The sequence below is a fragment of the Streptomyces sp. NPDC056224 genome (assembly GCF_042267665.1).
Classification (GTDB): Bacteria; Actinomycetota; Actinomycetes; order Streptomycetales; family Streptomycetaceae; genus Streptomyces.
The window spans coordinates 1-25,479 of record NZ_JBHJTK010000002.1 but is presented as its reverse complement, the minus strand read 5'-3'; the positions used below and the strand labels follow the sequence as shown (position 1 = coordinate 25,479).

The following is a 25,479-nucleotide window of genomic DNA, read 5'->3' as shown; positions in this document are numbered from 1 at the left end:
GTACGTCCCGGGGCTGATGCCGCGCGGGCGGCGGGCCGGTTAGTCTCGCGGCGTGGACCTCATAACGATCACCCCCTTGCCTGTGCGTGTCGCGCACCGCGGCCTTGCTCCCGAGACGGGGGCACGCCGCCGATGACGAGAACCAAGACGGTGGCCTGGGCGGGGGGTGCCCTCTACCTCCTCATGGTGGGTCTGCTGGTGGGAGGCGCCCCGCGGGCATCGAGCACGGTCCACGGTGTCGGGTCGCTGCTGGCCGTGAGCCTGCTCGTCGGCGTGGTGCGACGGAGGCCGCTGCCGGCCCTGGCCATGGCACTCTTCGGATCCACCGCCGTGGTGGTGGGCACTCCAAGCTCCGTCCATGCGGACATGTCGGTGGGTTATCAGGGCCAGTTCCTGTCGTTTCTGGCGGTGGATCTCGTCCTGGGCTTCATCGTCGCCACCTGCACTCGGCGAGCCTCGCTCGCCGCCGTGGCTGTGTCTTTCGCCGTGCAGCTCCTGGTCATCGGCGTCTTCGCGCACGGGGACAACCTGACCGTCAACGTCGTGATCGCCCTTTTGGCGATGGCCGCATCCTGCACGGTCGGTCTGCTGAGTCGCGAGCGCCGCGAGCACGCGGTGGCGCTACGTTCGCAGGAGGTGGCCAAGGCCGTGACCGCCGAAAGGCTGCGGATCGCACGGGAGCTGCACGACATGGTCGCGCACAGTATCGGCATCATCGCCATCCAGGCCGGTGTGGGCAGCCGGGTCATCCAGACCCAGCCCGCCGAGGCCCGCGAGGCCCTGCGCGCCATCGAGACCACCAGCAGGCAGACTCTGTCGGGTCTTCGGCGCACGCTGGTCTCGCTCCGTCAGGCCGACCTGGGCGCGACCGTATCGGAGCACTCACCGCTCGCACCTTCGCCGGGGCTGGCGGACGTCGAACAGCTGGCGGCAGCGACCGCAGATGCGGGGGTACGCGTTGACGTGCGCCGCAGCGGGGAGCAGCGTCCTTTGCCCGCCGACATCGATCTGTCCGCCTATCGGATCGTGCAGGAGGCGCTGACCAACGTCGTCCGTCACGCGGGCACCGGGCGTTGCCGGGTGGCCATCGACTACAAGGCGGAGGAGCTGTCCCTGGAGGTCGTCGACGACGGGCGCGGCGCCACCGAGGACGGCTCGGCCCGCGGCTTCGGCATCATCGGGATGCGGGAGCGGGTCGCCCTGCTGGGCGGTGACCTCAGCGCCGGGCCGCGGACCGAGGGCGGCTTCCGGGTGGCGGCCAGGCTGCCACTGGCCGCACGCGTCGGAATTCCGGTGGAGGCCCGATGACCGTCCGGGTGGTGCTCGCCGACGACCAGCCGCTGGTGCGGTCCGGCCTGCGCGTACTCATGGCCGATCACCCCGACCTGGAGGTCGTCGGTGAGGCCTGCACCGGTGCTGAGGCGGTCCAGCTGGTCCAAGATGTCAGCCCCGACGTCGTGGTGATGGACATCCGGATGCCCGGCATGGACGGGATCGAGGCCACCCGCCTGATCATGGCTGGCCCGGCGACGACCCGTGTTCTCGTCCTGACCACCTTCGACGAGGACGACTACGTCTACGGCGCGCTCCGGGCCGGCGCGAGCGGCTTCATGGTCAAGGACATGGCGCTGGACGACATTCTCGCGGCGGTGCGCGTGGTCGCCGCCGGCGACGCACTGATCGCGCCGGGCGTGACGCGCCGTCTGATCGCCGACTTCGTCGGGCGCCCCGAAGCTGTCCCGGAGCGCCCCCCACGGCCAATCGAGGGCATCACTGAACGGGAACGGGAAGTGCTGACCCTGGTCGGACGCGGCAGGTCGAACACCGAGATCGCGGAAGACCTCTTCATCACCGTGGCCACCGCCAAGTCGCACGTGTCACGGCTGCTCACCAAACTGGGCGCCCGGGACCGGGTCCAGCTCGTGATCACCGCCTATGAAATGGGGCTCGTCACGCTGCCTCGCTGAGGGTGTCCTTGGACCCCATGGTGAGTTCGGAGACGTCCTGTCACTCCCGTCTCGTGTACGAGCCGCCGAAGGAGCAGCCATTGCCACGCCACCCCCTGCGGCTGTGGACGGAACCAGCCGATTTTGGCCTGGCTCAGTCCTCTCCGTCGTCGTCCGCGGCCGATGTTCGCGAGAACGGGAGGCACCGCGGCTCCTGACTGTCCAGATCGGGCCAGGGCAAGCACGGGGTGGTCGTGGCGGCCAGCCGTGCTTCGGCGCCAGCCCGTACATCAGGGGTATCCATCGGGCCGTCGCGCAGCGCCGTGATCCGCTCCAGGGTTTCGGGGTGGTCCGGCTCCTGGGCCATGCCCAGGAGCCGGACCCGTTCCTCGCAGTCCCAGAGGGACTCACCGGCAGGCCGCTGCCACAGCGGTGGCATCCGGCGTGTACGACCCTTCCGCCGTGCCCAAGGTTTCCGCCGCAGAGTTCAGTGCACTGAACAAACAGGTCCGTGATGCCCTCACCCCGCGCGGCGAGAAGCTCAGCGCCGGACGCCCGGGCGGTACCGGACCTGCGCCACCACCGGTTCGACGCCCTGCCTCTGCGGCCTTCCCCGCGCTCTCCTCCCTCATCCCGCTGCCACCTTCCCGCCGTGGACCGCCGTGAGCTCGGCGATCAGGTCCGCGTCGCGCATCCCTGGCAGGGCGTACCCTTCGGCCTCGTCCCACGGGACGTCGCTCGGCGAGTTCGCCTGCCTGCCGGATCTCGGCGGGCGTGCGCAGGTTGGCGTCCGGCCACCTGTTGGCGGGCTGCATGATGCCGTCGGTCACCTGTCGGCGGAGAATGTCCCGCCAGGCTTGTGGTGACTCGAACGGGTTCAGCACGGGCGTCCGGGTCCTCTGTGCGGTTCTGCGCTTCGGCCTCAGTGTGTCAGCCGAGCACGTTCATGCTGCGAGGTCTTTGGGGCGTTCGACGAGCTGACCGCGTTCGAAGCGGGCCCCGGCGCGGACCAGCGGGACGAGGTGGGCGCCGGTGATCGCGCGCCATCGGGCCTGGGTCCGACATGCAGGTGCTCATGAAGCGCTGCGCGCAGGAAGGCCACCGGTGACGGGCGGCCGGTTCACGGTCGGAGATGCAGTGTTCGACCGTGACCGGGAGGCCAACGGTGAGGTCGTCGGGCTCTATCCGTCCCCGCTCGTGGTCCGCCTCGCGGACGCGGGCGGGTTCCACTGGATCGCGCGCACCGTGGCGTGTCAAAGGGCGGAGAACGGCCGGCAGCAGCGGTGCGGGAGCTGGGGCGGGGCGGGATGCGGTGCGGGTGCCGCCGGGGCATGTGGCGGTGGACTGCCCGCCCACCGAACTGCGAGTCGGGGACCAAGTCCCCGTGGGCGACCACCTCGTCGCCATCGCTGATCTGCGCTGCTGCGCCCGGCGGCCCTTGCGGCCGGCGCACCGCCGCCCGGTCGGGCCCGGCGCGCACCGCACGCACCGCAACGCCGCGGGCGGCGGCCCGTGGCCCGGTCGGGCCAGCGGCCGTTACCGGGGTACCGCGCATGACGCCCGTCCCGTCCAAGCCCGCAGTCGATCCGTTCGCCGAAGCGGTGATGGCGGCCTGGTCGGGTTCGTCGGCGGCGGCTCGGGCGCCGGTGAAGTGGGTGGTGAAGAAGGCCTGGTCTTGCGCGGCGTCGACGCCAGAGACGCCGGCCCGACCCGCCGCGCCGGCGCCGGCCGGCCGACGGCGGGGAGGGGTACGGCTGGCCGCTGATCAACCGGCTGGCCGACGCGGTGGAGGTCCGGCCGGTCGCCGAGAGCGGCAAGACCGTCCACTTGCACCTGACCGCCGGCCCTGAGCAGGGGACGCGCCGGCACGTCGTCCTCACTCGCCCGGTGCCGGAAGCCCAACTGATGTGCGGGGAACGGGAACCGGAGTGATCGTGCCGACGTGAACGTCGGTGACGGGGCTTAGCGTGCACGGACGGAAGCGGGGGGCCGTTCACGCACGGATGCATGATCCCGGACACACACATGACGTGTGCCAGGGCAGAGCCCCACGGCTCGATCCTCAGGGGGGATCTTGACTACATCGCACCGCACGTCACCGCAGTGCAGACGGCTGCGCGCCCTGGCCGCCGGGAGCGTTCTCATCCTGGCCGTCGGCGCTCTGGCCGCCGCACCGAGCGTCGCCGCGCCGAGCTTGGCCGTGCCGAGCCCGGCCGTGCCGGCGCCGGGGCCGTCGGCCGTGACCGGAACGGCCGGAGGCCAAGGGCTCCCGACCGTCGTCATGCCGACCAGGGTCCCGGCCCAGGTGGCCGCTGCCGCCAAGCCGCGGCACGACGTCGACGGCGACGGCGTCAGCGACATGATCGTCATGGAGTACGACCAGGTCACGGCCGTCTACCTGTCGTCGATCAAGGCCTGGAGCGACTACACGATCTACAAGACGGATCCCGACCCCGAGGCCTCGTTCAAGGACCTGCTGCCGGTTGGCGACGTCGGCGGCACCACCAAGCCCGAACTCCTCTCACTCACCTTCGACGGCGTGCTCACGCTCTATGAGGCGGGTGTGAAGAGCACCTCGGCGCCTCTGTGGTCGGGCCGCGGCTGGCAGATCTACAACCGGCTCATCGCCACCGGTGATCTGACCGGCGACCGCCGCCCCGATCTGCTGGCCCGGGACCCCGCCGGTGACCTGTGGCTGTACACCGGAACGGGGACGGTCAGCAAGCCCTTCAACTCCCGGGTCAAGGTCGGCTCCGGCTGGGGGATCTACGACCAGGTCGTGGGCGCCAACGACGTCGACGGCGACGGCATCGGCGACGTCCTCACCCGTACCCTGGCCGGCGAGCTGTGGTTCCACAAGGGAGCCGGCAGCGCCACCGCCCCGCTCAAGCCCGGCGTCAAGGTCGGCACCGGCTGGAACACGTACAACGTGATCACCGGCTCGGACGACGGCGACGGCGACGGCCGCAGCGATCTGCTCGCCCGCAACCACGACGGCGTGGAGTACTGGTTCAAGTCGATCGGCGGCGGCAAGTTCGCCGCCCCCGCCTACTTCGGCAGCGGCTACGAACTCAACAAGTTCATCGTCGGCGCGGGCACCACATCGCTCTTCGGCAAGGGCCAGAACGTGATGACCCAGGCCGACAACGTCCTGGCCAAGTACTACGCCCTGGCCAACGGCGACTACCTGTCGCCGCCGGTCGCGGCCGGCAAGGAGACGCCCGGCTCCCGCAACACGTACGCCACGGGCCTCAACAGCCACAACCACGCCAGCTACGTGCAGAACATCGGCACCGACCTCTACGTCCGCGGCGTGAAGGTCAGTACGTCGTGGAACTACACCATGATGGCCGGCCCCGGCGACCTCACCGGCGACGGGAAGGGCGACCTGGTCAGCCGTGACTCCGCCGGCGTCCTGTGGCTGCACCCCGGCGACGGCCTGCTGTACACGAAGTTCGGCACGCGCATCAAGGTCGGCACCGGCTGGAACGGCTACAACACCCTCGTCGGCGCGGGCGACTACTCCGGGGACGGGCGGCCCGACCTGCTCGCCCGGGACACCGCCGGCGGTCTCTTCCTCTACAAGGGCACCGGCACGGCCAGCGCGCCGTTCGCCGCCCGGGAGCAGGTCGGCAGCGGCTTCAACCAGTACGACACGCTGTTCGTCCCGGGCGACATCAACGGCGACAGCAAGGGCGACCTGATGGCCCGGCTCCCGGGAGGCGACGTGTACACGTACACCTCGACGGGCAAGACCGGCACCGCGACCTTCGCCCCCCGGGTGAAGTTCGGCACCGGGTGGAACATCTACAAGAACATGCTCTGACCCCCGCGGCCCCGGGCCGCTGAGAGCGACGGCGCGGGCCCGCCCGCCGGCCCTGGCCGGCGACCGGGCCCGCGCCCGACTCGGGCCGCCGCGTGAGCCGGCCGGGGGCCACCCCGGGACGGCGGGGAGGACCGTCTCCGCGACGCGGAGCAGGGCGTGCCGCACGCGCACCGTGTGGGCCCGCCGACTGCGCGAGGAGGCTGAAGGACGCGCGGCAGATGGATGTGCAGGTGGGCGTCTACGACCTTGCCTACTTGAGTTTCATAAGGGTTGTGTGCGGGGCGCGGTAGACGGATAGCTTGCGAGGACATGCCGTATCCGGAGAGCGAAGGCCAAGATGAAGAAGTTCCAGAGTGTTGTGCTGGCGGCAGCGGTCATGGCGGCGTTAGGAGCCTGCGGCTCGTCGCAGAAGAACAGCGCACCCCAGCCCCGGGACGGCATACCGTCCGCAACTGGTGAACCGGCGTCTTCGGCGCACAGGGCCGAGCAGGCAAAGGTTCCGCCCGCGTTCGACGGCAGTAAAGGGTGGGCCGTGGTGCAGGCGGAGCGGTTAACGCAGCCGACCGTTGCCCCCCACTCTCAGCTGGTGCTGTTCCGCAAGGCCTACGAGGACGGCACCGCGTTTGGTGTGGAAGCCCGCGACGCCACCACCGGAGCCGTCCGCTGGTCGAGTGCACCCTGGAAGCCGAGTGAGCGCACGGCCGACTTCCAGGAAGATGACGTGAAACTCTTCGTGACCAGCAAAGACGGCAAGGACTATGCGGTCCTCGTGGCCGCGCTCCAAGAGGGGAAGGATGCGATTTCGCGCGGCACCAGCATCGCCAAGGCCTCGGTCTTCGCGGCCGATTCCTCTGGCAAGGACGTGGCTCCGGCACGGCAGGTGAGCATCCCCGGGGCTGGGAGCAGCGCCCGCCCTCATGACGCGAACGGCACTCTCGCGTTCGGCAACGATAAGGAAGTCACACTGGTCGACGTGACAACCGGAGTGCTTGCCGCACCCCAGGACTCACGCAGTCGGGACTACCTGCTTAGGATCACCGGGTCCGTGAACGGAACCTTCCAGCTGACCGACGCGTGGCCAGGGCAGGCAATCGTCCCAGCTGGAGCGCAAGAGTCGAGCGGGATCGAAAGCGGAACATCGCACGGTGTACGCGGCGGATATGTCGTGGCCCAGTGGCCGTCCAAGGACGAAGCACACTCCGCGCTCGGACTGCCCATGAACTATGTGTGGGCACTGCATGACGAAAGCCGGGGCAACCCTGTGTACGCGCTGCCATGCAACGGCCTGAACGAGAGTGCGGTCGGCTCGGAGAACCAGGCCGTACTCAGTGACAACGGGCGCTATCTCGTCACCGCCTACACGGCCTTCGACCTCCAGGCCAAGAAGGGCTACTGCTTCGGGGGCACCCAGGAGACCGCCCGGGTGGACTTCGTGGGGGTGGACAACGCCGGCACCGCATACGGCAAGGCCAGGACACCGAGCGGAACGGGCATACCCGTCTCGGTCGACATCGCCACCGGAAGCCACGCCGAACTCAGTGGCGTCACCCTTCCAACCCGTGTATCCGGCGATGTGGCCCTGTACGAGTCGGCGCCGCAGAACGACAAAGACCCTGCGGCTGACCTCGCCCATCACGCCGTCCTCAGCGTCTACCCCAAGCGCTGAACTGCCAGCCACCCCGTGAGCAGCCCTGCGCCCGCGTTCCCCGGGCGCGTCGGAGGCGTACTCCTCGGCCGGCCAGGTGCCGCGGGGCCTCCGGCGGGGATTCACGCAGGACGGCGCGGGGGCCTGCGCGGCGGTGGCGGCCATCAGGCGTCGCCGCCGCTCACGCGATGCAAGCTCGGTTCAACCGTCGTGAGACTGGCCGCATAGGAAGGACTCCACAGTTCGAGGGGATTGTCAGGTCCGATCATGTCCGGAAGGGACGATCAGCTTGCCCCTCTGACCCCTCTTGGGGCCGGTTGCCCATGAGTCCCTGATGGGCACCGTACGGTGTTGTTCGTCGGTCGCCCCAGGCTATTCCCCCGGTCCCAGGGCGGCCGTTGTTGGTCGGCATCCCGGGTCCACCCTCGAACCCTCAAAGAGCCCGCGCCGCATGCCCGACTTGTGCTGCGTGGCACAGGCAGGCAGTCCTGCGTGCCGTAGTGGTGCTCTTCGGCCGTCCTCCAATATCAGCGGCTTGCGGAACTACGAGGCGGTGTTGTGTGAACTCGGTGCCGAAAACGGGTCCCGGTGCCACGATGTCGGACCGGACGCCGAAGGCCGTGCGGTGCTGGTGGTCGGTGGCGCACCGGTCCGATGCGAGGGGCTGAGCGTTGCGTGACGGCGCCGCCAGGCAATCGGGGGCTCGTGGTCCTGCGGGGCCACATGTAAGGAGGAACACGCTTGTCACGCCAGGTACTTACGGTCAGCCCGGAGGGACCCGACGGCTTTCGGACGATCGGTGAGGCGTTGACCAGGGCGCGTAGTGGCGCGGTGGTCAGTGTGGCTCCAGGGACGTACGCGGAGAGCCTGACCATCACCACCCCGGTCACCATCGTGGCGGCACAGGCTCGCGGTAGTGTGCAGATAACCCCACGCCGTGGAAGTGCGCTGGTGCTCAAGGCCGAAGCGGTCATGCTCACCGACCTGGTGTTGCGCGGACGCGACGAGGAACTGCCGGTCATCGACGCGCCGCGCGGCCAGATGGCCATGCAAGGCTGCGAGATAACCGGCTCTGCCTGGACGGCTCTGCTCGCCCGGGCCGGCGGCTCGCTGGCCCTTCGGGACTGCCGGGTCAGTAATCCGGGCGGCGCCGGAGTGGTGGTGACGTCCACCGTGGAGAGTTCCCTGGAGTCCTGCACCATCGAACACCTCGGCACCTCCGGTGTGGTCATCGGCGAACGCGGCCGGATCACCCTGCGCGGCTGCGTCGTCCGCGACGCCCGCGGCAACGGTGTCCTTGCCAACGGAGAGGCCCAGGGATCGGTCGAGGAGTGTGACATCTCCTCGACCGACAAGCCCGCGATCGCTCTGGAGGAGCACAGTTCGATCCGGGTGCTGCGTACCGTGGTGCACGACACCAGCACGGGAGTCCAGCTGGCCAGCCAGGCCGCCACGGAACTTGAGGACGTGCGCGTCACCGGTACCACCGGCGTCGGCATCGTGGTCAATGGCGGCAGCGACCCGGTGGTCCGGCGTTGCCGTACGGCACGCACCAAGAGCCATGGCCTCCTGGTCACCGACCGCTCCCGGGGGACATACGAGGACTGCTGGCTGGACGCGGCCGAGGCCCCCGCCCTCCGGGTGAACGGACACGCCTCTCCGGTCCTGGTCGGCCTGACCGTCCGCGACTGCGCGACGACCGCGGTACTGCTGGAGGAGGAGTCGGCCGCCGAACTGGACCGGCTCGATGTCACCGACGCCCTGGGCGCCGGCATCTCCATCCGCACCGGAGCCAACCCGCTGGTCAGGCGTGCCCGTATCAACGCGCCGCGCGGCCACGGCGTGGAGGTGGTGAAGGACGGCCGGGGCCGTCTGGAGGACAGCACCGTGGAGCGGGCCGGCGGCTGTGGCATCAGGGCCGAGGACGACGGCAACGTATACATCGGGGGCGGAGCCGTCCTCTCGCCCGGCGCGAGCGGCCTGTCGGTCGGCGACGACGGCATCATGACGGTGCGGGACCTGGAGATCACCGAGGCCGTCGAGTCGGGCGTGACCGTCGAGGGAGGCGGGGAGATGACCGCCACCCGGCTCCGGGTAGCTCGCAGCGGGCGCCACGGTGTCCTGGTCTCGGACGGCGGACGCGGCTCGTTCAACTCCTGCGAGATCGGCGGGAGCGCGGACGACGGCCTGCGCGTCGACTCCACCGACCCGGTATCCGTGGTCAACTGCACTGTCCGGGACAGCGGCGGCGGGGGCCTGGTCCAGTCCCGGCCCGGTGACCGGCTGGCCGTCGACGGACTGACCAGCACCGGCAACGGCAAGCGGGACGCCTGGGGCTCCTCCGGTTCCGACGGCGCGGGCGCCGCCGGGCAGGGTGGCGCCGAGGGCGAGGACGCCCGGCTCGGCAGAGCGGACGGGCCCCTCGCCGCCCTTGACGCCCTCATCGGCCTGGACAACGTCAAACAACAGGTGCGTACGCTGGTCAACCTCACCCGGATGGCCCAGCGCCGCGCCAAACTGGGCATGCCCGCCCCGCCGATGGGCCGGCACCTGGTGTTCGCGGGCCCACCCGGCACCGGCAAGACCACCGTCTCCCGGCTGTACGGGGCGATCCTGGCCGAACTCGGCGCTCTGCGCTCGGGACACCTCGTCGAGGTCTCGCGGGCCGATCTGGTGGCGCAGGTCATCGGTGGAACGGCCATCAAGACCACGGAGGCGTTCAACCGGGCCCTCGGGGGCGTGCTGTTCATCGACGAGGCGTACACCCTGCTCTCCGACGGCCGCGGCTCCGGCGCCGACTTCGGCAGGGAAGCCGTCGACACCCTCCTCAAGCTCATGGAGGACCACCGCGACGACGTGGTCGTCGTCGCGGCGGGCTACTCCGCCGAGATGGAGGCGTTCCTGGCGTCCAACCCCGGCCTGGCATCGCGGTTCTCCCGGACAGTGGAGTTCGAGAACTACGCGGTGTCCGAACTGGTGGCGATCGTCGAGAGCATGTGCGCCGGTCACCAGTACGAACTCGGGGACACCGCCCGCAAGGCCCTCGCCGTGCACTTCGAGCGGATACCCAAGGACGCGACCTTCGGCAACGGCCGCGCGGCCCGCCAGGTGTTCGAGCAGATGGTCGACCGCCAGGCGTCCCGGCTGTCCACGCTCACGGACATGACCGACCAGGACCTCCGGCTACTGCTTCCCGAGGACATCGGGGAGGAAGCCGCTCGTGAGGTCACCGCTGACGCCGGCAGTCCGGACGATGACCCGCTGGCGCGGCTGGGTGACCTGGTGGGCCTGGCGGCCGTCAAGCGCGACGTCACGGACCTCGTCAACCTGTTGTCCGTCACCCGTCACCGGGAGGCCGTGGGGCTGCCCGCACCGCGCATCAGCAACCACCTGGTCTTCACCGGTCCGCCGGGCACCGGAAAGACCACGGTGGCGCGGCTCTACGGCGAGCTGCTGGTCTCGCTGGGCGTGCTGCCACGGGGCCAGCTCGTGGAGGTGGCCCGTGCCGACCTCGTCGGCCGGTATGTCGGTCACACGGCGCAGCTCACCCGGGAGGTCTTCGAACGAGCCTTGGGCGGAGTGCTGTTCATCGACGAGGCATACACACTCACTCCCACCGGTCCGGGTTCCGGATCGGACTTCGGGCAGGAGGCGGTGGACACGCTCCTGAAGCTCATGGAGGACCACCGCGACGAGGTGGTGGTCATCGTCGCGGGCTACACGGAGGAGATGGAGCGCTTCCTGACCTCCAACCCGGGCCTTTCCTCCCGCTTCTCGCGGCGGGTGGAGTTCGCCGACTACTCCTCGGACGAACTGGTCACCATCGTGCGCCAGCACGCGGTCACCGCCGGATACGAGTGTGGGCCGGGCACCGGCCAGGCGCTGCGCACGTACTTCGAGTCGCTTCCGCGTGACCGGGCCTTCGGCAACGCGCGACTCGCCCGCCAGGTACTGGAAGGCATGATGACGCGTCAGGCCGGCCGGCTGAGCGCGATGGCCGCCCCCGGACTGGAGGACCTGCGTCTGCTGCTTCCCCAGGATGCGCTGTTCGGGGAAGCGCTGTTCGGGGAAGCGGTGTCCCGGTGACCCGAGTCCTGGAACAGCCTCCGTTCCCGCCCCGGCCCCGGAGCGGGCCCCGTGGGGGTCGTTCCACGCCCGTTCCGTTCCGAGGATGAACACGATGCGCCGCCCCAGGCTCCACCACGCGTTGCCGGCCCTTGTCACCGTGCTCTGCGCGCCCATGGTGGTGATCGGGGCGGCACCCCAGGCCGGCGCCGCGCCGGGGGACCCCGTACGACTGCCCGTGCTGCCGTCCCGGCTGGCGTCCGGCGCCTCCTGCACCGGTGGCTCCGACACGGTGGCCGAGGCCGTGCCCTGGGAGCAGCAGAACCTGCAGCTGACCCGGAGCCGGCGGTTCGGCACCGGTGCCGGGGTGACGGTGGCCGTCGTGGACACCGGCGTGTCGCTCAAGGCGCCCGCTCTGGCGGGCCGGGTCACCGCCCTGGGCGGGGCGGGCGACGACTGCGTGGGCCACGGCACTTTCGTAGCCGGGCTGATCGCCGCCGCCCCCGTGGACGGGGTCGGCTTCTCCGGAGCGGCCCGGCAGGCACACGTCGTGGCCGTGCGGGGCACGGACGAACGGGGTACGGCGACCGCCGCCACGGTCGCGGCCGGCATCAGCGCGGCGGTGGACGCCGGGGCCCGGGTCATCGCGGTCTCCCCGGCCCTGACGCAGACTTCCTCCGGCCTCCACGACGCCGTCGCCTACGCGGCCCGGCACGACGCGCTGATCGTGGCGGCCGCGGTGCCGGACGCCGCCGGGGATGCCACGTCCTCCGCCCCGCCGCCGGCCGACTACTGGCCGGCGGCCGAATCAGGCGTCCTGTCCGTCGTCGACGTCGACGTGCGGGGGCAGCGCCCGCTGGGCGCGTACCCGCCCCGGCACGCCGACCTCGCAGCCCCGGGCGACGGCGTGCTGAGTATCGGTCCCAGCGGCCAGGGCCACTTCATCGGCTCCGGAGCGTCTCTCGCCGCCGGTTACACCGCTGCGGCAGCCGCCATGGTGCGGTCCGCCCACCCCGGCCTCTCAGCCGCTGAGACGGCACGCAGACTGATCACCACCGCGTACCCGGCGGGCGTGCCCCGCCTCGACCCGTACGGTGCGCTGACCACGGTGCCGGGCGCGTCCTCCGACCCCGCGGCGCAGGCCGGCGGTTCCCGGCCGGTGCGCCTGGAGACGGACCAGGTGGGCGCCCGCGCGACGCGACGCGCCCTCGTGTCGGCGGGTGCGGGCGTCGGACTGCTCCTGGTGGTCTCCTGGGCAGCCGTTGTCGTCCCGAAGGGCCGTGCCCGCAGGTGGCGTCCGGCCGGGAACGAGGCGTCGCCGCCCGCTGAGGGGTAGGGCGACTACCACCGGACGGGGCGGCCCCTTCGCGCTCGGCGCCGGCTCCGCGCCCGCTTGGATTCCCGTCCACAGGTCCGTGCCGGGCGAGGCGGCTGTACGGCGAGGAACGCGCCCGGCGGGGCGGAGGCGCCGCGCGTCCGGGACGGGCGAGGACGCCGCGGCCCCACCGCGGCCGGACAAGAGGGCGTCCCCCACGGCCCGGCGGAACTCCGCCGGGCCGCTCCCGCCGAGCGGGAGGCCACTGCCGCCCGGCTTCTGTGCGCCTTGTTCCTCCCGCCCGGTTACCGCCCGCCCGGCTCGTCCACGTCCGGCTCGTCCAGCAGGGCGGTCTGCATGAGCACGGCCTTGCGTCGGGCGATGTACTGCGCCCGGCCGGGCGGCAGGTTGCGCGGCTTGATGTTGCCGAAGACGTAACCCTCCGAGGACGGGCAGGACATCAGCACGCCTGGGGTGTTGACCTCGTCGAGGCGCCTGAGCAGCTGGTCGTTCATACCCCGGGCGGCACCGGTCGCGGACCGCATCACCACCATGTGCAGCCCCACCTCGTGCCCCAGGGCGAGATGGTCGAAGAACGCGTCGAAGGGGTGGGCTGCGGCGAGGCCGCCGCCGACCATGTCGTAGTCGTCGACGAGCACGAACAGCCTCGGCCCCTTCCACCAGTCCGCGAGGCGCATCCGGGACGGAGCGATGTCCGGCCCCGGCACCCGGGTCTTGATGGCCCGAATGGAACCGCTCACCAGCTCCCGCAGGGCGTCGAGCGACACCGCGTGCCCGATCCGGTACGCCTCCGGTATCGCCTCGACCAGCGTGCGACGGTAGTCCACCACCAGGATGCGGGCCTCGCTGGGGCTGTAACGGGCGGTGATCGCCGAGGCGACCAGCCGCAGCAGGTTGGTCTTGCCGCTCTCCGTGTCGCCGACGGCGATCAGGTGAGGCGTACGGCTGAAGTCGTGCCACACCGGCGAGAGGGTCTCCTCGTCGAGACCCAGCGGAACCCGCAGCCCGTCCGCCAGTTCCGGTTCCGGCAGGTCCGAGACCGGCAGCCGTTGCGGCAGCGTCCGCACGGGCGGCGCGTAGGGGCCCGACCAGCACCCGGCGACCCTCTCCACCAGATCGGCCACGCCCTCGGTGAGGTCGTCGGCGCTCTCCCGGCCGTCGATGCGGGGCAGCGCCGCCAGGAAATGCAGTTTGCCGTCCACCGTCAGGCCACGGCCCGGACTGCGCGGCACCGTCTTCGCCTTGCGGATGTCGACCACCGAGTCCATGGCGTCGCCCAGCCGCAACTCCAGCCGGGTGGCCACCTGGTCACGCACCTGGCTGGACAGCTCCATCCAGCGTGCCGTGGCGACCACCAGGTGGACACCGAAGTTCAGACCCCGGGCGGCGAGCTGGTTGATGGCGGGCACCAGCGCGTCGAAGTCCTGGCGGAGGGTGGCCCACCCGTCCACGACCAGGAAGATGTCACCGTGGGGCTCGTCCTGGAACTCGCCGGCCGCGCGACGCCTGCGGTAGGTCGCCATCGAGTCGATGTTGTGGCTCAGGAAGAGCTGCTCACGCTGGTTGAGGAGGGTGTTCACCTCGGTCACCGTACGGTTGATCCGCTCGGCGTCGAGCCGGTTCGCCACGCCACCGACGTGAGGCAGCCCGGCCAGCGAGGCCAGCGTTCCGCCTCCGAGGTCCAGGCAGTAGAACTGCACCTCGCGAGGGGTGTGGGTGAGCGCGAGGGCGGTGATCAGGGTGCGCAGCACCGTCGACTTTCCGCTCTGCGAGCCACCCGCGACCGCGATGTGCCCACCACTGCCCGAGAGGTCCACCACGAGCGGCTCGCGGCGTTGTTCGAACGGCTTGTCCACCAGACCCACCGGCACCTTCAGCCGACCGGTCCCCGGCCAGCCGGCGCTGGCGAGTCCGCGTTCCGGGTCCTCGGACAGGCCGGGCAGCAGCCCGTCGAGGGTGGGCGGCAGGTCGAGCGGCGGCAGCCACACCTGGAGGGCCGGCGGTCCGGCGTCGCACAGGCGCTCCACGGCCAGCGACAGCAGGGTGGCCGCGTTCTCCTCCTCCGCTTCCGTCTCCGGCTCCGGGTCGGGCTGCGCGGCCGGTGCCCGGGGAACTACGAAGTCCGCCGTCCACGGCACCACCTGGCTGGCGACCCGCGCCTGGACCACCGCGCCCCGGCGTGACCGGTAGACGCCCGACACATACGCCGCCCGGAACCGGGTGAGTTCCTCCACGCCGCTCTTCAGGAAGCCGGCGCCCGGCTGCGACGGCAGCTGGTAGGCGTCCGGGACCCCCAGCACGCCGCGGCTCTCCATGGCCGAGAAAGTGCGCAGACCGATGCGGTACGACAGATGGCTCTCCAGCTGGTGCATGCGCCCCTCGTCCAGACGCTGCGAGGCGAGCAGCAGATGCACACCGAGGGACCGGCCCAGCCGGCCGATCATCACGAAGAGCTCCATGAAGTCCCGGTGCGCGGCCAGCAGTTCACTGAACTCGTCGACCACGATGAACAGGCTCGGCAGCGGCGCCAGCGGCGTTCCCGCAGCACGAGCCTTCTCGTACTCGAGGGTGGAGGAGTAGTTGCCGGCCGCTCGCAGCAGCTCCTGGCGGCGCATCAGCTCGCCGTGGAGGGCGTCCCGCATGCGCTCCACCAGGGCCGCCTCGTCCGCCAGGTTGGTGATGACCGCCGAGGTGTGCGGCAGGCCGTCAAGACCCAGGAAGGTGGCCCCGCCCTTGAAGTCCACCAGGACGAAGTTCAGCGTCTCCGAGGAGTTGGTCAGCGCGAGAGCCACCACGAGGGTGCGCAGCAACTCGCTCTTGCCCGAGCCGGTCGCTCCGATCAGCATGCCGTGCGGTCCCATGCCGCCCTGCGCCGCCTCCTTGATGTCCACTTCGACCGGGGCCCCGTCGGCGCCCACCGCGACCGGAACCCGCAGCCGGGCCGCGCCCGTGTTGCGCCGCCACAACGCGTCCGGTTCGTGGCGGTGCAGGTCGGAGATCCCCAGCAAGGTCGTCAGCTCCATGTCCGTGGTCAGCGGCTCCACGGCGTCGGCGGTCAGACTCATCCGGAACGGCGCGAGCATCCTGGCCAGTGCCTCGGCTCCGGCCGGGCCGACCGAGTCGGGGCGGCCCAGCAGGGTCGACTGTTCCTTGCGGCTGCGGTCGGTGCGCACCAGCCGCACCCCGTCCGGCCGCACGTCCAGCCGCAGGGTGGTACGGCCCGGACGCCAGCGCAGGGCCTCCGACAGGTCGAGTACGACCACGTTGCGGAAGCCCGCGCCGTCGAGCCGGTGACCGGCGGGCACCTGGCCTCCGTCCACCACGATCACGGTGAACGGCTCCTCACGGCCGGGCACGGCCTCGGGGTCGAACCCCGGCCGCTCGGTGAACTCCGCGCCGAGCAGACCCTGCAGGGCGTCCAGGTCGGACGCCACCCTGCGGACCGGTCCGGCGCCGTCCTGCTCGTGCGGGTGCAGGTTGTGCGGCAACCACTTGACCCAGTCCCACTCCGCCCGGCGCTCGTCGCTCACGCACAGCGCGATCCACAGGTCCTCCGGGGCGTGGAAAACGGACAGTTGGCACAGCGCCGCCCGCACCAGGGCGCGGACCGCCGCCTCGTCGCCGCGCAGCAGCACCCGGGCCCAGGACCGCAGGTACATTGCGATCGGCTGATCAGGCACCGCGCTGTAGGCCCGCATGAACCGGCGCAGCGCGTGTGCGCACAGGGGGTCGAGGTCCTCCACCGGCTTGGCCGACACCGGGGACAGCTGCATCGCCAGTTGCTGATCCCCGACGGCCACCCGCACCTCGGCGAAGTCGTCGTCCTTGGTGCGCCGCTCCCACAGCCGTGTCGTCCGCACCATCGAACGCAGGGTGTGAGGCGCGGGATGGCGCCAGGCGAGCGCCAACTGCTGCTCGATCACCGCCCGGTGGACCTTCCGGCGGGTCTGCGACAGGTAGCGCAGATAGTCCCGACGCTCGCCGCGCAGGCGCTGTTTCCGCTCGCCGCTCTTGCGTATCACCTGGCCGACGATCATGACCGCCGACCCCAGGACCATCACGCCCATCGCCACGTACGTCAGTGCCCCTCCGCCGCCTCCGGGCCGGATGTACGCCAGCATCATCGAGCCGGACATCATCGCCATCGGCAGATAGGTCCACACCGCCGAACTGTCCGGAACTACTTCCTGCAGCGTCGGTGGTTCCTGGAGGGCCAATTCACCCTCGGGCATTTCTGGCCCGCGCCTGCGGGCAGGGCGGCGGAAGAGGACGGCACTCAAGAAATGGGCTCCCTAACCGTGGCACACGACCATGAGTCGGGCCAAGAGCAATAATCCCCGTGCGTTCAGCAATACTTCGGGGTGTCAGTAGTCTGCATGCGTACAACTCCCAATACCAAGCTCGCGGATGAAATTCCCGGGAAAGTGTGGTCTCTGCAATGACTGACAGCTCGGGGACGGCCCTGTGCAATGTCACCGTCCGTACCCCCGCCAAGACCGTGGACCTGGCGGTTCCCGCCGACGTGCCCGTCGCTGACCTCCTGCCGACCCTGCTGCGCTACTCCGGCGAGGATTTGGAGGAGAACGGCCTGGACCACGGCGGCTGGGTGCTGCAACGACTGGGCGAGCGCCCCCTGGACGACGAAGGCACCCTGGAGTCGCTCGACCTCAAGGACGGCGAGGTCCTCTACCTGCGTCCTCCCGCCGATGCGATACCCGAGGTGCGGCTCGACGACCTGGTCGACGGGATCGCCGAGGTCACACGCGAGCGGCTGCACGGCTGGAGTCCGCAGGCCGGCCGCCGCCTGCTCCTCGGCGCCGTGGCGGTCTGCGTGCTGACCTCCCTGGTGGTTCTGGCCTGGCCGGGAGGCACCGTTCTTCCCCGCTCCGTGATGGCGGCAGTGGCCGGACTGCTGCTGCTGGCCGGGGCGGCCACGGCCAGCCGGGCGGTGGGGGACGCGGCAGCCGGCGCGACCCTCGGCTTCCTGGCGGTGCCCTGCCTGGCGCTGGCCGGCTGGCTGCTGCCCGGCGGCGCGATCTCCGGCCCCGACGCCCACCATGTCCTGGGCGCCCGGCTGCTGGCCGCGGGAGCGGCAGCCGCCGGAGGGGCCGCGCTGGCGGTGGCCGCGGCGGCTGTGTACACGCCGCTCTTCGTCGCCACCGCAACGGTCGCGATCGCCTCGGCCGCCGCCGGAGCCCTGATGAGTGTCTTCGATGTGCGGGAGGACGGCGCCGGCGCCGCGGCAGCCGCGGCAGCCGTCGTCCTCGGCGGTTTCGTACCGGCCCTGTCCTTCAAACTCGCCGGCATGCGGATGCCCCCCTTGCCCACGAGCCCCCAGCAGCTGCAGGAGGGCATCGACCCCTACAGCGGCAGCGACGTTGCCACCCGGACCGAACTCGCCGGCAACTGGATGACGGCCCTGTACGGGGCGACCGGCGCCGTCTGCGCCGGCTGCCTGACGGCCCTCGTCCAAGCGCCCGGTCTTCCCCAGGCGCTGACCGCAGGCACACTGTCGCTGCTGTTGTTGCTGCACGGTCGCGGCATGGTCAACGTGTGGCAGCGTCTGGCCCTGGTGCTTCCGGGCCTGTGGGGGGCGGTGCTGCTGGCTGTCGCCACCGGGGCCCGGCTGTCTCCCGCCGACCGTCCGGCGCTCGTCATGACGCTGCTGGCCCTGGCCGCCGCCCTGGCCGTCGCCTCCTGGACGGTGCCCGGCCGGCGGATGGTGCCGTACTGGGGCCGGGCTGCCGAACTGCTGCACTCAACTCTGGCGATCGGCCTGCTGTCGCTGACGCTGTGGGTGCTCGGCGTCTTCGGCGCCCTCCGGGCGATCAACGGCTGACCGGCCCAGAGAACCGGAAGGAAACACGATCCCATGCAGTCCAAACGCGACCAGGTCCAGGCCCATACCTTCGCCATGGGCAGGCTCACCTCCGGCATGCTGCTCGCCGACCCCGACGCCCCGGAGAGCCCGCTGGCGCGCACCACCCGGGGTACGGTCATCGGTGTCGTCATCGCCGTGATCATCGGGGCGGGCGCGGCGGTGTACGGGCTGGTCTCGCCCGGCGGCAACACCTCGTGGCGGACCTCGGACACCCTGATCGTCAACAGGGACACCGGCGGCCGGTACCTGTACCTCGACGGCCGCCTCAGGCCGGTGCGCAACTACGCCTCCGCCCTGCTGATCGGGGGGCGGAAGCTGAAGACCACCGATGTGCGCAGCGCCTCACTGCGCGGCACGCCCGTCGGGACCCCGGTCGGCATACCCGGCGCCCCGGACTCCGTACCGGTGGCGAAGGACCTGGACGGCGGTGCCTGGCAGGTCTGCTCCGCCCTCGGCTCCGCGGGGACCGCTGCCACCACGCTCGTCGCCGGAGCCCCCTCGGACGGTCGGGCGATGGCCGCCGACCAGGCGATCGTCGTGACCGGCCCCGACAAGACCGCGTACCTGGTCTGGCAGGGCAGCCGGCTCCGGCTCGACACGGCCTCCGGCGCGGCCGTCTCCCTCGGCTACAGCTCCGTGACCCCGCGCCCGGTGTCCGCCGCGTTCCTGGACGCCCTGGCCCCCGGTACGGACCTCGCACCGCCCGCCGTGCCGGACCGGGGCACTGCCGGGCCCTCGCTGGGCGACGTACGCGGCACGGTGGGCCGTGTGTACGCGGTGAGGGTGCCCGGCTCCGCCCCGAAGTACTACCTGCTCCAGAAGGAGGGCCTGGAGCCTCTCTCGGCCACCGCGGCGGCCCTCGTCCTCGGCGACCCAGCCACCCGCGAGAACGCCTACGGCGGCCGCTCGCCCGAGGCCGAGCCGCTGGGCGCCGACGTCCTCGGAAAACACCTGGCCCCGGGGGACCGGACCGGGTCCGCCGCCTCCGCGGCTCTCCCGGACTCCCCGCCCGGGGCGGTCGGCGTGCCAGAGGGCATGCAGGCCTGCGCCCACGTGCGCTCCGTGGACGGACTGGTCCGCATCAGCACCGTGCTGGTGCCCAGCGGTTCGCTGACCCCGGTGACCCAGGCGACGCCCGGGGAATCGGCGGAGGCATGCCTGCCGGTGGACGCCGTCGTGGTCCGGCCGGGCCGGGGTGCCCTGGTGGGGGCACTGGGCGCGGGCGGTACGGCGGTGGGCGACACGACCTATTTCGTGGCCGAGGACGGCGTGAAGTACCGCGTGCCCTCCGGCGGCGCGCTGAAGGCACTGGGGTACGCGGACTCGGACGTGGTGAAGCTGCCCTCGCCGCTGCTGTCCATGCTGCGGTCGGGACCGGACCTGGACCCGGGCGCGGCCGCGGGCGGCGGCACTCCGACGATCACGCCCCCGACCTGCGGGAAGACCTCTGGAGGGGCGAACGGCCCTTCGTTGCCCTCCGGGAAGGCTCCGGGGGAAGGGAGCAAGTCCCCGTCTCCCGGGTCCGGGTGAGGATCGGGGGATCCGGCGCGGAGTGATGTACGAACGGGCACATTTCCAGGGACCTTTTGCTCAGATGTTCCTCGACTGAGTGCTGCCGAGGAATGTGAGCCATAAGCTCGTGCCAACCTTTCTCTGCAGCGCGGTTCATGGCGCCACCAGCAGTGACGGTACGAGGAAGAAGCACTGATCTCTCATGGCGATTCAGGCCCCGGGGCACGTCAATGACATGCTGTTCGTCTTGGTCGGCGAGAAGCTGATTGAGGCTAACGAGGACCTGGCTCATGGCAGTCACAAGCCGTTTCGGCAGATGAGCAGGGAGCTCCGGGAGTTGTCGGAGCTGACGGAGGAATCGATTGTCCGTGCTCGTAATGCGCTGCCGCCTCGGGTGGGGGACGATTACGCGCGGGCGATGAGTCCGTTCGTGGGTGAGGGTGGCCATCTCAAGCAGTTCGCGGGGCAGTTGGATGTTGTCGCGGACGGTCGGGTCAAGACTTCGTATCAGGTGATGGAAGCGAAGTGGCAGATCCTGGCCGAGGTGATCCGGCTGATGATGGAGTTGCTGGCTGTTTTCGCGTTGTCGGTGTTCAGTGCCGGGGCGGCTGCGGGCCGGGCTGCGGTGGCGAGGGCGCGTAGCCGTGTGGTGGTGCTGACGGTGATGGACAGGCTGTTCAAGAGCATGCACGCGCTGCCTGTTTTGAGTGAGGCGTTCGAGGAGGCCTTCCAGTCGTTCGCGGTCCGGCTGGGGATGATCGCGTTCACGTCTGGTGAGTTCAGTCCGAAGGGTTTCGACTGGACGCAGATCGCGCAGGACGCGGCGACGGGTGCGTTCATGGGGGCGTTCTTCCCGGTCATCGCGAAGGGCAGCCAGGGGTCTTTCGCCGCGATCCGGGGTGGTCTGGGGCGGGGTGCTGTGGTCAAGGACGTCGCGGGTGATGTCTCCTCGAAGGTCGGGGCTGCGGTGGATCGGGCGGGTGTGAACCATGTGCCCGGCGGTAAGGGCGGTGCGGGGGACGTCGCGGTGGCGGGGCGTGGGTATCAGCGTCCTGGGGTGGTGAGTGGGTTCCTGGCCGAGGGTGGTTCGGAGTCTTTGGCCGAGGTGTTGAGCGGTGGGCTCTTCCACGGCAACTGGAGTTCTTCTGCCGCGACGTTCTTCGGTGCGGGTATCAGTGGTCAGGTCACGCAGAAGCTTCACAGTGGTGCGGTGGCTTCGGGGACGTGGATCAACACGACGTTCTCGGTGCAGGGCCCGTCTGTCGCGGATGGTGTGGCGGACACCGGCCCGGCCCCGGACACCGCGGATACGGCGGATGCCGGGCAGGAGCGGGCCGGGCAGGGCGTGTCTGGTGCCTTCGCGCCCGGTGTCCGTGATGGCGGGGGCGGCGGGCAGGTGACCGGTCCGGCATTGGCTCCGCCGGCCGCGACCGTGAGCAGTTCGGACACGGGACGCTCTGATGCGGAAGGCCGGCAGAGCGATGCCCTGGAACACCAGGCCGCCGACGCGGGCGCTGTTCCGGCCCCCGTGGTGGGCCTGGGTGACGGGCACGGGGCCGCTGCCGCACCGGGTGTCCCTGGGGTAGTTGTGGTATCTGGCGCCAATGGTGTGTCGTCCGGCGTGGCCGTGGTGGGCCCGGTGGCTGGTGAAACCATCTCTGGGGCGTCGGTTCCGCGATCCACGGTGGGTACGGCAGGCAGTGTGCCGGACATCCGTACCGGGCAGGCCGGTTCTGCGGTTGGAGCGGAGGACACCGGTGCGGTCCGGGCCGCGACCGTGGCGGCCGCTCCCGCCGAGACCTCTATGGCTGCCGGGCCGCGATCCGGCATGGGACTGGACTCGTCTGCTCCGTCGCGGCTTGCGCAGACCACCTCAAGTGACCTGACGCCAGATCATGGGAGGCGTGGGGAGCAGGACCTGGTGGCTGCGGCCGGGCCGGCTGCGGAGCAGGTGCGGACGGTGGAGACAGCCACGGCGGCGACGGCGCCGTCGACCCCCTCGCGCTTTGCCTTCGCTGATGCGGCGGACCTGAGTGAGGCGGTTCCTGCGGAGGTGGTGGCGGACCGGTCCGCGGCTGTTTCCGGGCAGACCCCCGGGCAGGTCGCCGGGCAGGTTCCGGATGCCGTGGCTACGACGAATCAGCCGTCGGTTTTCCCGGGGCGGGGTCTGGTGGAGGGGCAGTCCTCTGCCGCTGCGGCACCTCGTTCGGACACGGTTGTCCCGGGGTCCGCCACGGCTGTCTCGGATTCTGCTTCGCGGCCTGTTGGGGCTGTCTCGGGGGATCCGGTGACAGGCGAGGGCGGTGTGGCGGTCCAGCAGTCGGTGGAGCCGGCCTGGAGGGGGAGCGAGTCCGTGGGGGCTGTTCCGTTCCAGGGTGTGGCCGCGCCTTCGGCGGTGGCCTCGCAAACGGTCAGCCCGGCTGCGCTGCCTGGCCGTTCGGCGTATCAAGCGGACGGGGCCTCGGGTCAGTCGGCTGATCAGGTCTCCGTTTCTGGCCGGACGGCGAGTCAGCCGTCTGCGTCCCCCGGCCGGATCTCCACCGAGTCCGGCGGCGCGACCACGCACGCCACCAGTGGCGCGCACGACGCGCACGATGAGCAGGACGAGCAGGACGAGCTCGACGGGCAGGAGGAGGCTCGGCGGCCGGGCCGATTCGGCACGGTGTCCGGCTCTTCTGCCGGTGACGGCCCGATGGATACGGCTGTTCAGGGCCGGAACGGTGTCGACGCGGTGTGGTCCACCGACTCGGCTTCTGCGCCGGCCGGGGCTGTGGGCGAATCCGTGGTGAGTGGTGTTGCGGGCGGCTTCGGCGTGAGCGCTGAGCAGGCGTTGCTGGGGTCGGGCCAGGCGGATTCCGACCGGTGGATTCCGTATGGTCGGGTTCGGTCTGGGGTGAAGGTGCGGTACTTGCTGGACCGGCTTCCGGTGGGGCCGGGGGATGGTTCGGTGGCGGACCTGCTGGGTGTTGGTGTTGCGGAGGTGGATGGGTTCCGCAGGGGTGTGAGGGTGCCGTCGGAGGCCGTCGGTGAGCGGATCGACGTGGTGTGGCGGCTGCTGCAGGCAGGACGTACCGGCCTGACCTCGGCCGATGTGGATGACGCCGTGAACGCCAGGGGTGCTGTGTCCGGCCCTGCGCCCGGGGGCCGGGGGATGTCCGAGGTGGCGCCCGCGGTGAACTACCTGGCGGAGGGTCTGGACCCGGATGAGTTGAGGTACCTGTCCGAGGCACTGGAGTCGGATCCTGCTCTGGAATCCGGGGTGGAGCCGGTCGCGTCGGATGAGGTGGTTTCGGGGCTGGATGCGGATGAGTGGGCGGGGGTGCTCGAGGCGCTGGAGTCGGATTCTGCCTCGGAGGCTGTGGCGGAGCCGGTGCCGTGGGGTGGAGTGGTTTCGGAGCTGGATGCGGATGAGTGGGCGGGGGTGTCGTCGGCGCTGGAGTCGGATTCTGCTTCGGAGTCTGAGGTGGAGCCGGTCGCGTCGGATGAGGGAGCCGGGGGCGAGGAGGGGGCGCTGTCTTTGGAGGGCGTACCCATGGCGCGCGCTTTCGTAGTGGGTGACGCTGGTTCTCAGGACGGGGCCGTTGCCGGTGGTGGTCGTGGTGGGGCGGATGCGGATGTAGTGGCGGCGCGTGGGGTGAAGCGTCGTCGGCTGAATGGTGGCCGGCCGGTGGTGGAGGCGGCTGCTGCCGTGCAGGCTGCCGGGGGTGAGGTTGCCGCCGGAGCCGGCGCTGCCCAGGACGGGGGTCCTGCCAGGTCGCTTCTTCAGTTGAAGTTGGAGCGGGTGCGGGACGCTCTGGGGTCGGTCGATGGTGTGGACCCGGTCGAGAGGCTGGCCGAGGTGGTGCAGATCCCCGCAGGCCGGGTGCGGGGCATGGTGGGCGGCGTGAAGCAGACCGGCGTGACCGGGGAGCACCGCGAACGGATCGATGCGGCCTTCGGCCTGCTCAACGAGGGTGCGGCGCTGACCGCGGAGGCGGTGGACGAGCGTGTCCGTGCCCGCTGGACTCCTCTCCAGGCCACGATGGTGTATCTGATGGAGCAGGCGGGAGTACCCGGCAGAACAGCCGAGGGAGTGCGGTTGTCCGACCTGCTCCATGGCCTGCGTCAGGACGCATCGGTCTATAGGTACCGATGGGGCGCGATGACGCCGACCATGAAGGTCGGTGACAGGATCAATGCGCTCAAGCGTCTGTTCGAGGCGGGAGAGGGCGGGTTGACCCCCGCTCGGGTGGACGCCGAGGTCACCCGGTACCGCGGCGCGGAGGGGGTGGACTTCGCGGGCAAGCTGGCCTATCTGCGAGGGAAGCTGGGGGGAGTGGAGGCGCTGGTTGATGAGATCACAGCCTCAGACGCCACGCTCAACATTTCAAGCAGGTCGGTGCGCAGGTATGAGGACCCGGACTATGACGCGAACCCGCCGATGGATGTCGTCGAACGGGTGGACGACCTGTACGTGTTGTATCGGGAACTGGACGACGTGGCTGAGAAGGCCGGGCTTCCCACGGGCGGCACGCTGAGCGCGGTCCAGGTCAAGACAGGCTGTCTGCGGGAAAGTCTGGGGGAAGGAGAGCTGCCCCGATTGCTGGAGGTAACCGCGCAGGAGGTTTCGTCCATCCTGAGCGGCCGGGTGAAGGCTCCGGACACGAAGGTCGTCGAGCGGATCGATGCGGCGTACGGCCTGCTCGAGGAGGGGGCCGCGGTGACCGCGGAGGCGGTGGCCGAGCGCGTCCGTGCCCGCTGGACTCCGCTCCAGAAAACGATGGTGTCCCTGCTGGACGGTGTGGGAGGGGCCGCGACCCTGTCAGACCTGCTCGGTGTGAACGTTTCATCGGTGCGGTATATGCGATCGGGCTTCCAGAGGCCGCGCAAGAAGATCGGCGACCGGATCAGGGCCCTGGAGCGCCTGCTCAGCGCGAGAGTCGGGGGCCCCCTCCCGACGCGTGCCGAGGTGTCCGCCGCTGTCGCTGCTGTGCCCGCGTATGACCTGACGGCCAGGGTGCGTTACCTGGTCCAAGTGGCGGGAACTCTGGCCTCCGTGGTCGGGGAACTCAACGCAGGGCGCGGGGTTGGAGAACCCAAGATCGCCTTGACCACGCTGACGTCGTGCCTGCAAGGCAGCGGTGCGGACCCGACTCCGGAGTTCGCGGATCGGATCGACCGGGCGTGTCATGATTTTTGGCGGCTGGGGTTCCGTCCTGTTGACGGCGGGCTGGCAGGGGTGTTGAGGGGTGAGGTCGCCGCTGCGATGGCTGCCAGGTCGGTGGCCGG

General features: G+C 70.8%; 11 protein-coding genes. 9 read left to right on the top strand and 2 right to left on the bottom strand.

Annotation, left to right across the window (positions count from 1 at the left end):
* Positions 1–255: 255 nt before the first annotated feature.
* On the top strand, positions 256–1,308 hold the full coding sequence (locus tag ACFCZ1_RS04135; protein ID WP_376676803.1) for a sensor histidine kinase: 1,053 nt from the start codon (positions 256–258) through the stop codon (positions 1,306–1,308).
* Entirely contained in the window at positions 1,305–1,967 is a 663-nt protein-coding gene (locus tag ACFCZ1_RS04130) for a response regulator transcription factor (protein ID WP_052873581.1), read from the top strand. Before ACFCZ1_RS04135 ends, ACFCZ1_RS04130 begins: the two co-directional genes overlap by 4 nt.
* Positions 1,968–2,100: 133 nt before the next feature.
* Here the strand turns inward: ACFCZ1_RS04130 and ACFCZ1_RS04125 are convergent, their stop codons facing one another.
* On the bottom strand, positions 2,101–2,385 hold the full coding sequence (locus ACFCZ1_RS04125; protein WP_376676802.1) for a hypothetical protein: 285 nt from the start codon (positions 2,383–2,385) through the stop codon (positions 2,101–2,103).
* A gap of 1,635 nt (positions 2,386–4,020) precedes the next feature.
* On the opposite strand from ACFCZ1_RS04125, the gene ACFCZ1_RS04120 reads away from it, so the two are divergent.
* The 4 genes from ACFCZ1_RS04120 (at position 4,021) to ACFCZ1_RS04105 (ending at position 12,818) form a co-directional block, all read left to right on the top strand.
* Positions 4,021–5,772, top strand: a complete 1,752-nt coding sequence (locus tag ACFCZ1_RS04120; RefSeq protein ID WP_376676801.1) for an FG-GAP repeat domain-containing protein — start codon at positions 4,021–4,023, stop codon at positions 5,770–5,772.
* A gap of 337 nt (positions 5,773–6,109) precedes the next feature.
* Positions 6,110–7,438: a hypothetical protein gene (locus tag ACFCZ1_RS04115; RefSeq protein WP_376676800.1), complete on the top strand. Its 1,329-nt coding sequence runs from the start codon at positions 6,110–6,112 to the stop codon at positions 7,436–7,438.
* 720 nt (positions 7,439–8,158) lie between these two features.
* Positions 8,159–11,503: a right-handed parallel beta-helix repeat-containing protein gene (locus ACFCZ1_RS04110; RefSeq protein ID WP_376676799.1), complete on the top strand. Its 3,345-nt coding sequence runs from the start codon at positions 8,159–8,161 to the stop codon at positions 11,501–11,503.
* 85 nt (positions 11,504–11,588) lie between these two features.
* Positions 11,589–12,818, top strand: coding sequence for a S8 family serine peptidase (locus tag ACFCZ1_RS04105; protein WP_376676798.1), 1,230 nt, complete (start codon positions 11,589–11,591; stop codon positions 12,816–12,818).
* A 284-nt stretch (positions 12,819–13,102) separates the two neighbouring features.
* On the opposite strand, the gene eccCa is transcribed toward ACFCZ1_RS04105, so the two are convergent.
* Positions 13,103–17,050: a type VII secretion protein EccCa gene (gene eccCa / locus ACFCZ1_RS04100; protein ID WP_376676797.1), complete on the bottom strand. Its 3,948-nt coding sequence runs from the start codon at positions 17,048–17,050 to the stop codon at positions 13,103–13,105.
* 206 nt (positions 17,051–17,256) lie between these two features.
* On the opposite strand from eccCa, the gene eccD reads away from it, so the two are divergent.
* From eccD to ACFCZ1_RS04085, 3 genes are all read left to right on the top strand, one after another.
* Positions 17,257–18,657 carry a type VII secretion integral membrane protein EccD gene (gene eccD, locus ACFCZ1_RS04095; RefSeq protein ID WP_376676796.1) on the top strand — a complete coding sequence of 467 codons (1,401 nt, stop codon included), beginning with the start codon at positions 17,257–17,259 and terminating at the stop codon, positions 18,655–18,657.
* A gap of 33 nt (positions 18,658–18,690) precedes the next feature.
* Positions 18,691–20,229 (top strand): type VII secretion protein EccB, encoded by a 1,539-nt coding sequence (gene eccB / locus ACFCZ1_RS04090; RefSeq protein ID WP_376676795.1) that lies wholly within the window; start codon positions 18,691–18,693, stop codon positions 20,227–20,229.
* Between the two features lie 184 nt (positions 20,230–20,413).
* Positions 20,414–25,479, top strand: a 5,066-nt coding sequence (locus ACFCZ1_RS04085; protein ID WP_376676794.1) for a hypothetical protein, incomplete at its 3' end; no start/stop codon positions are given.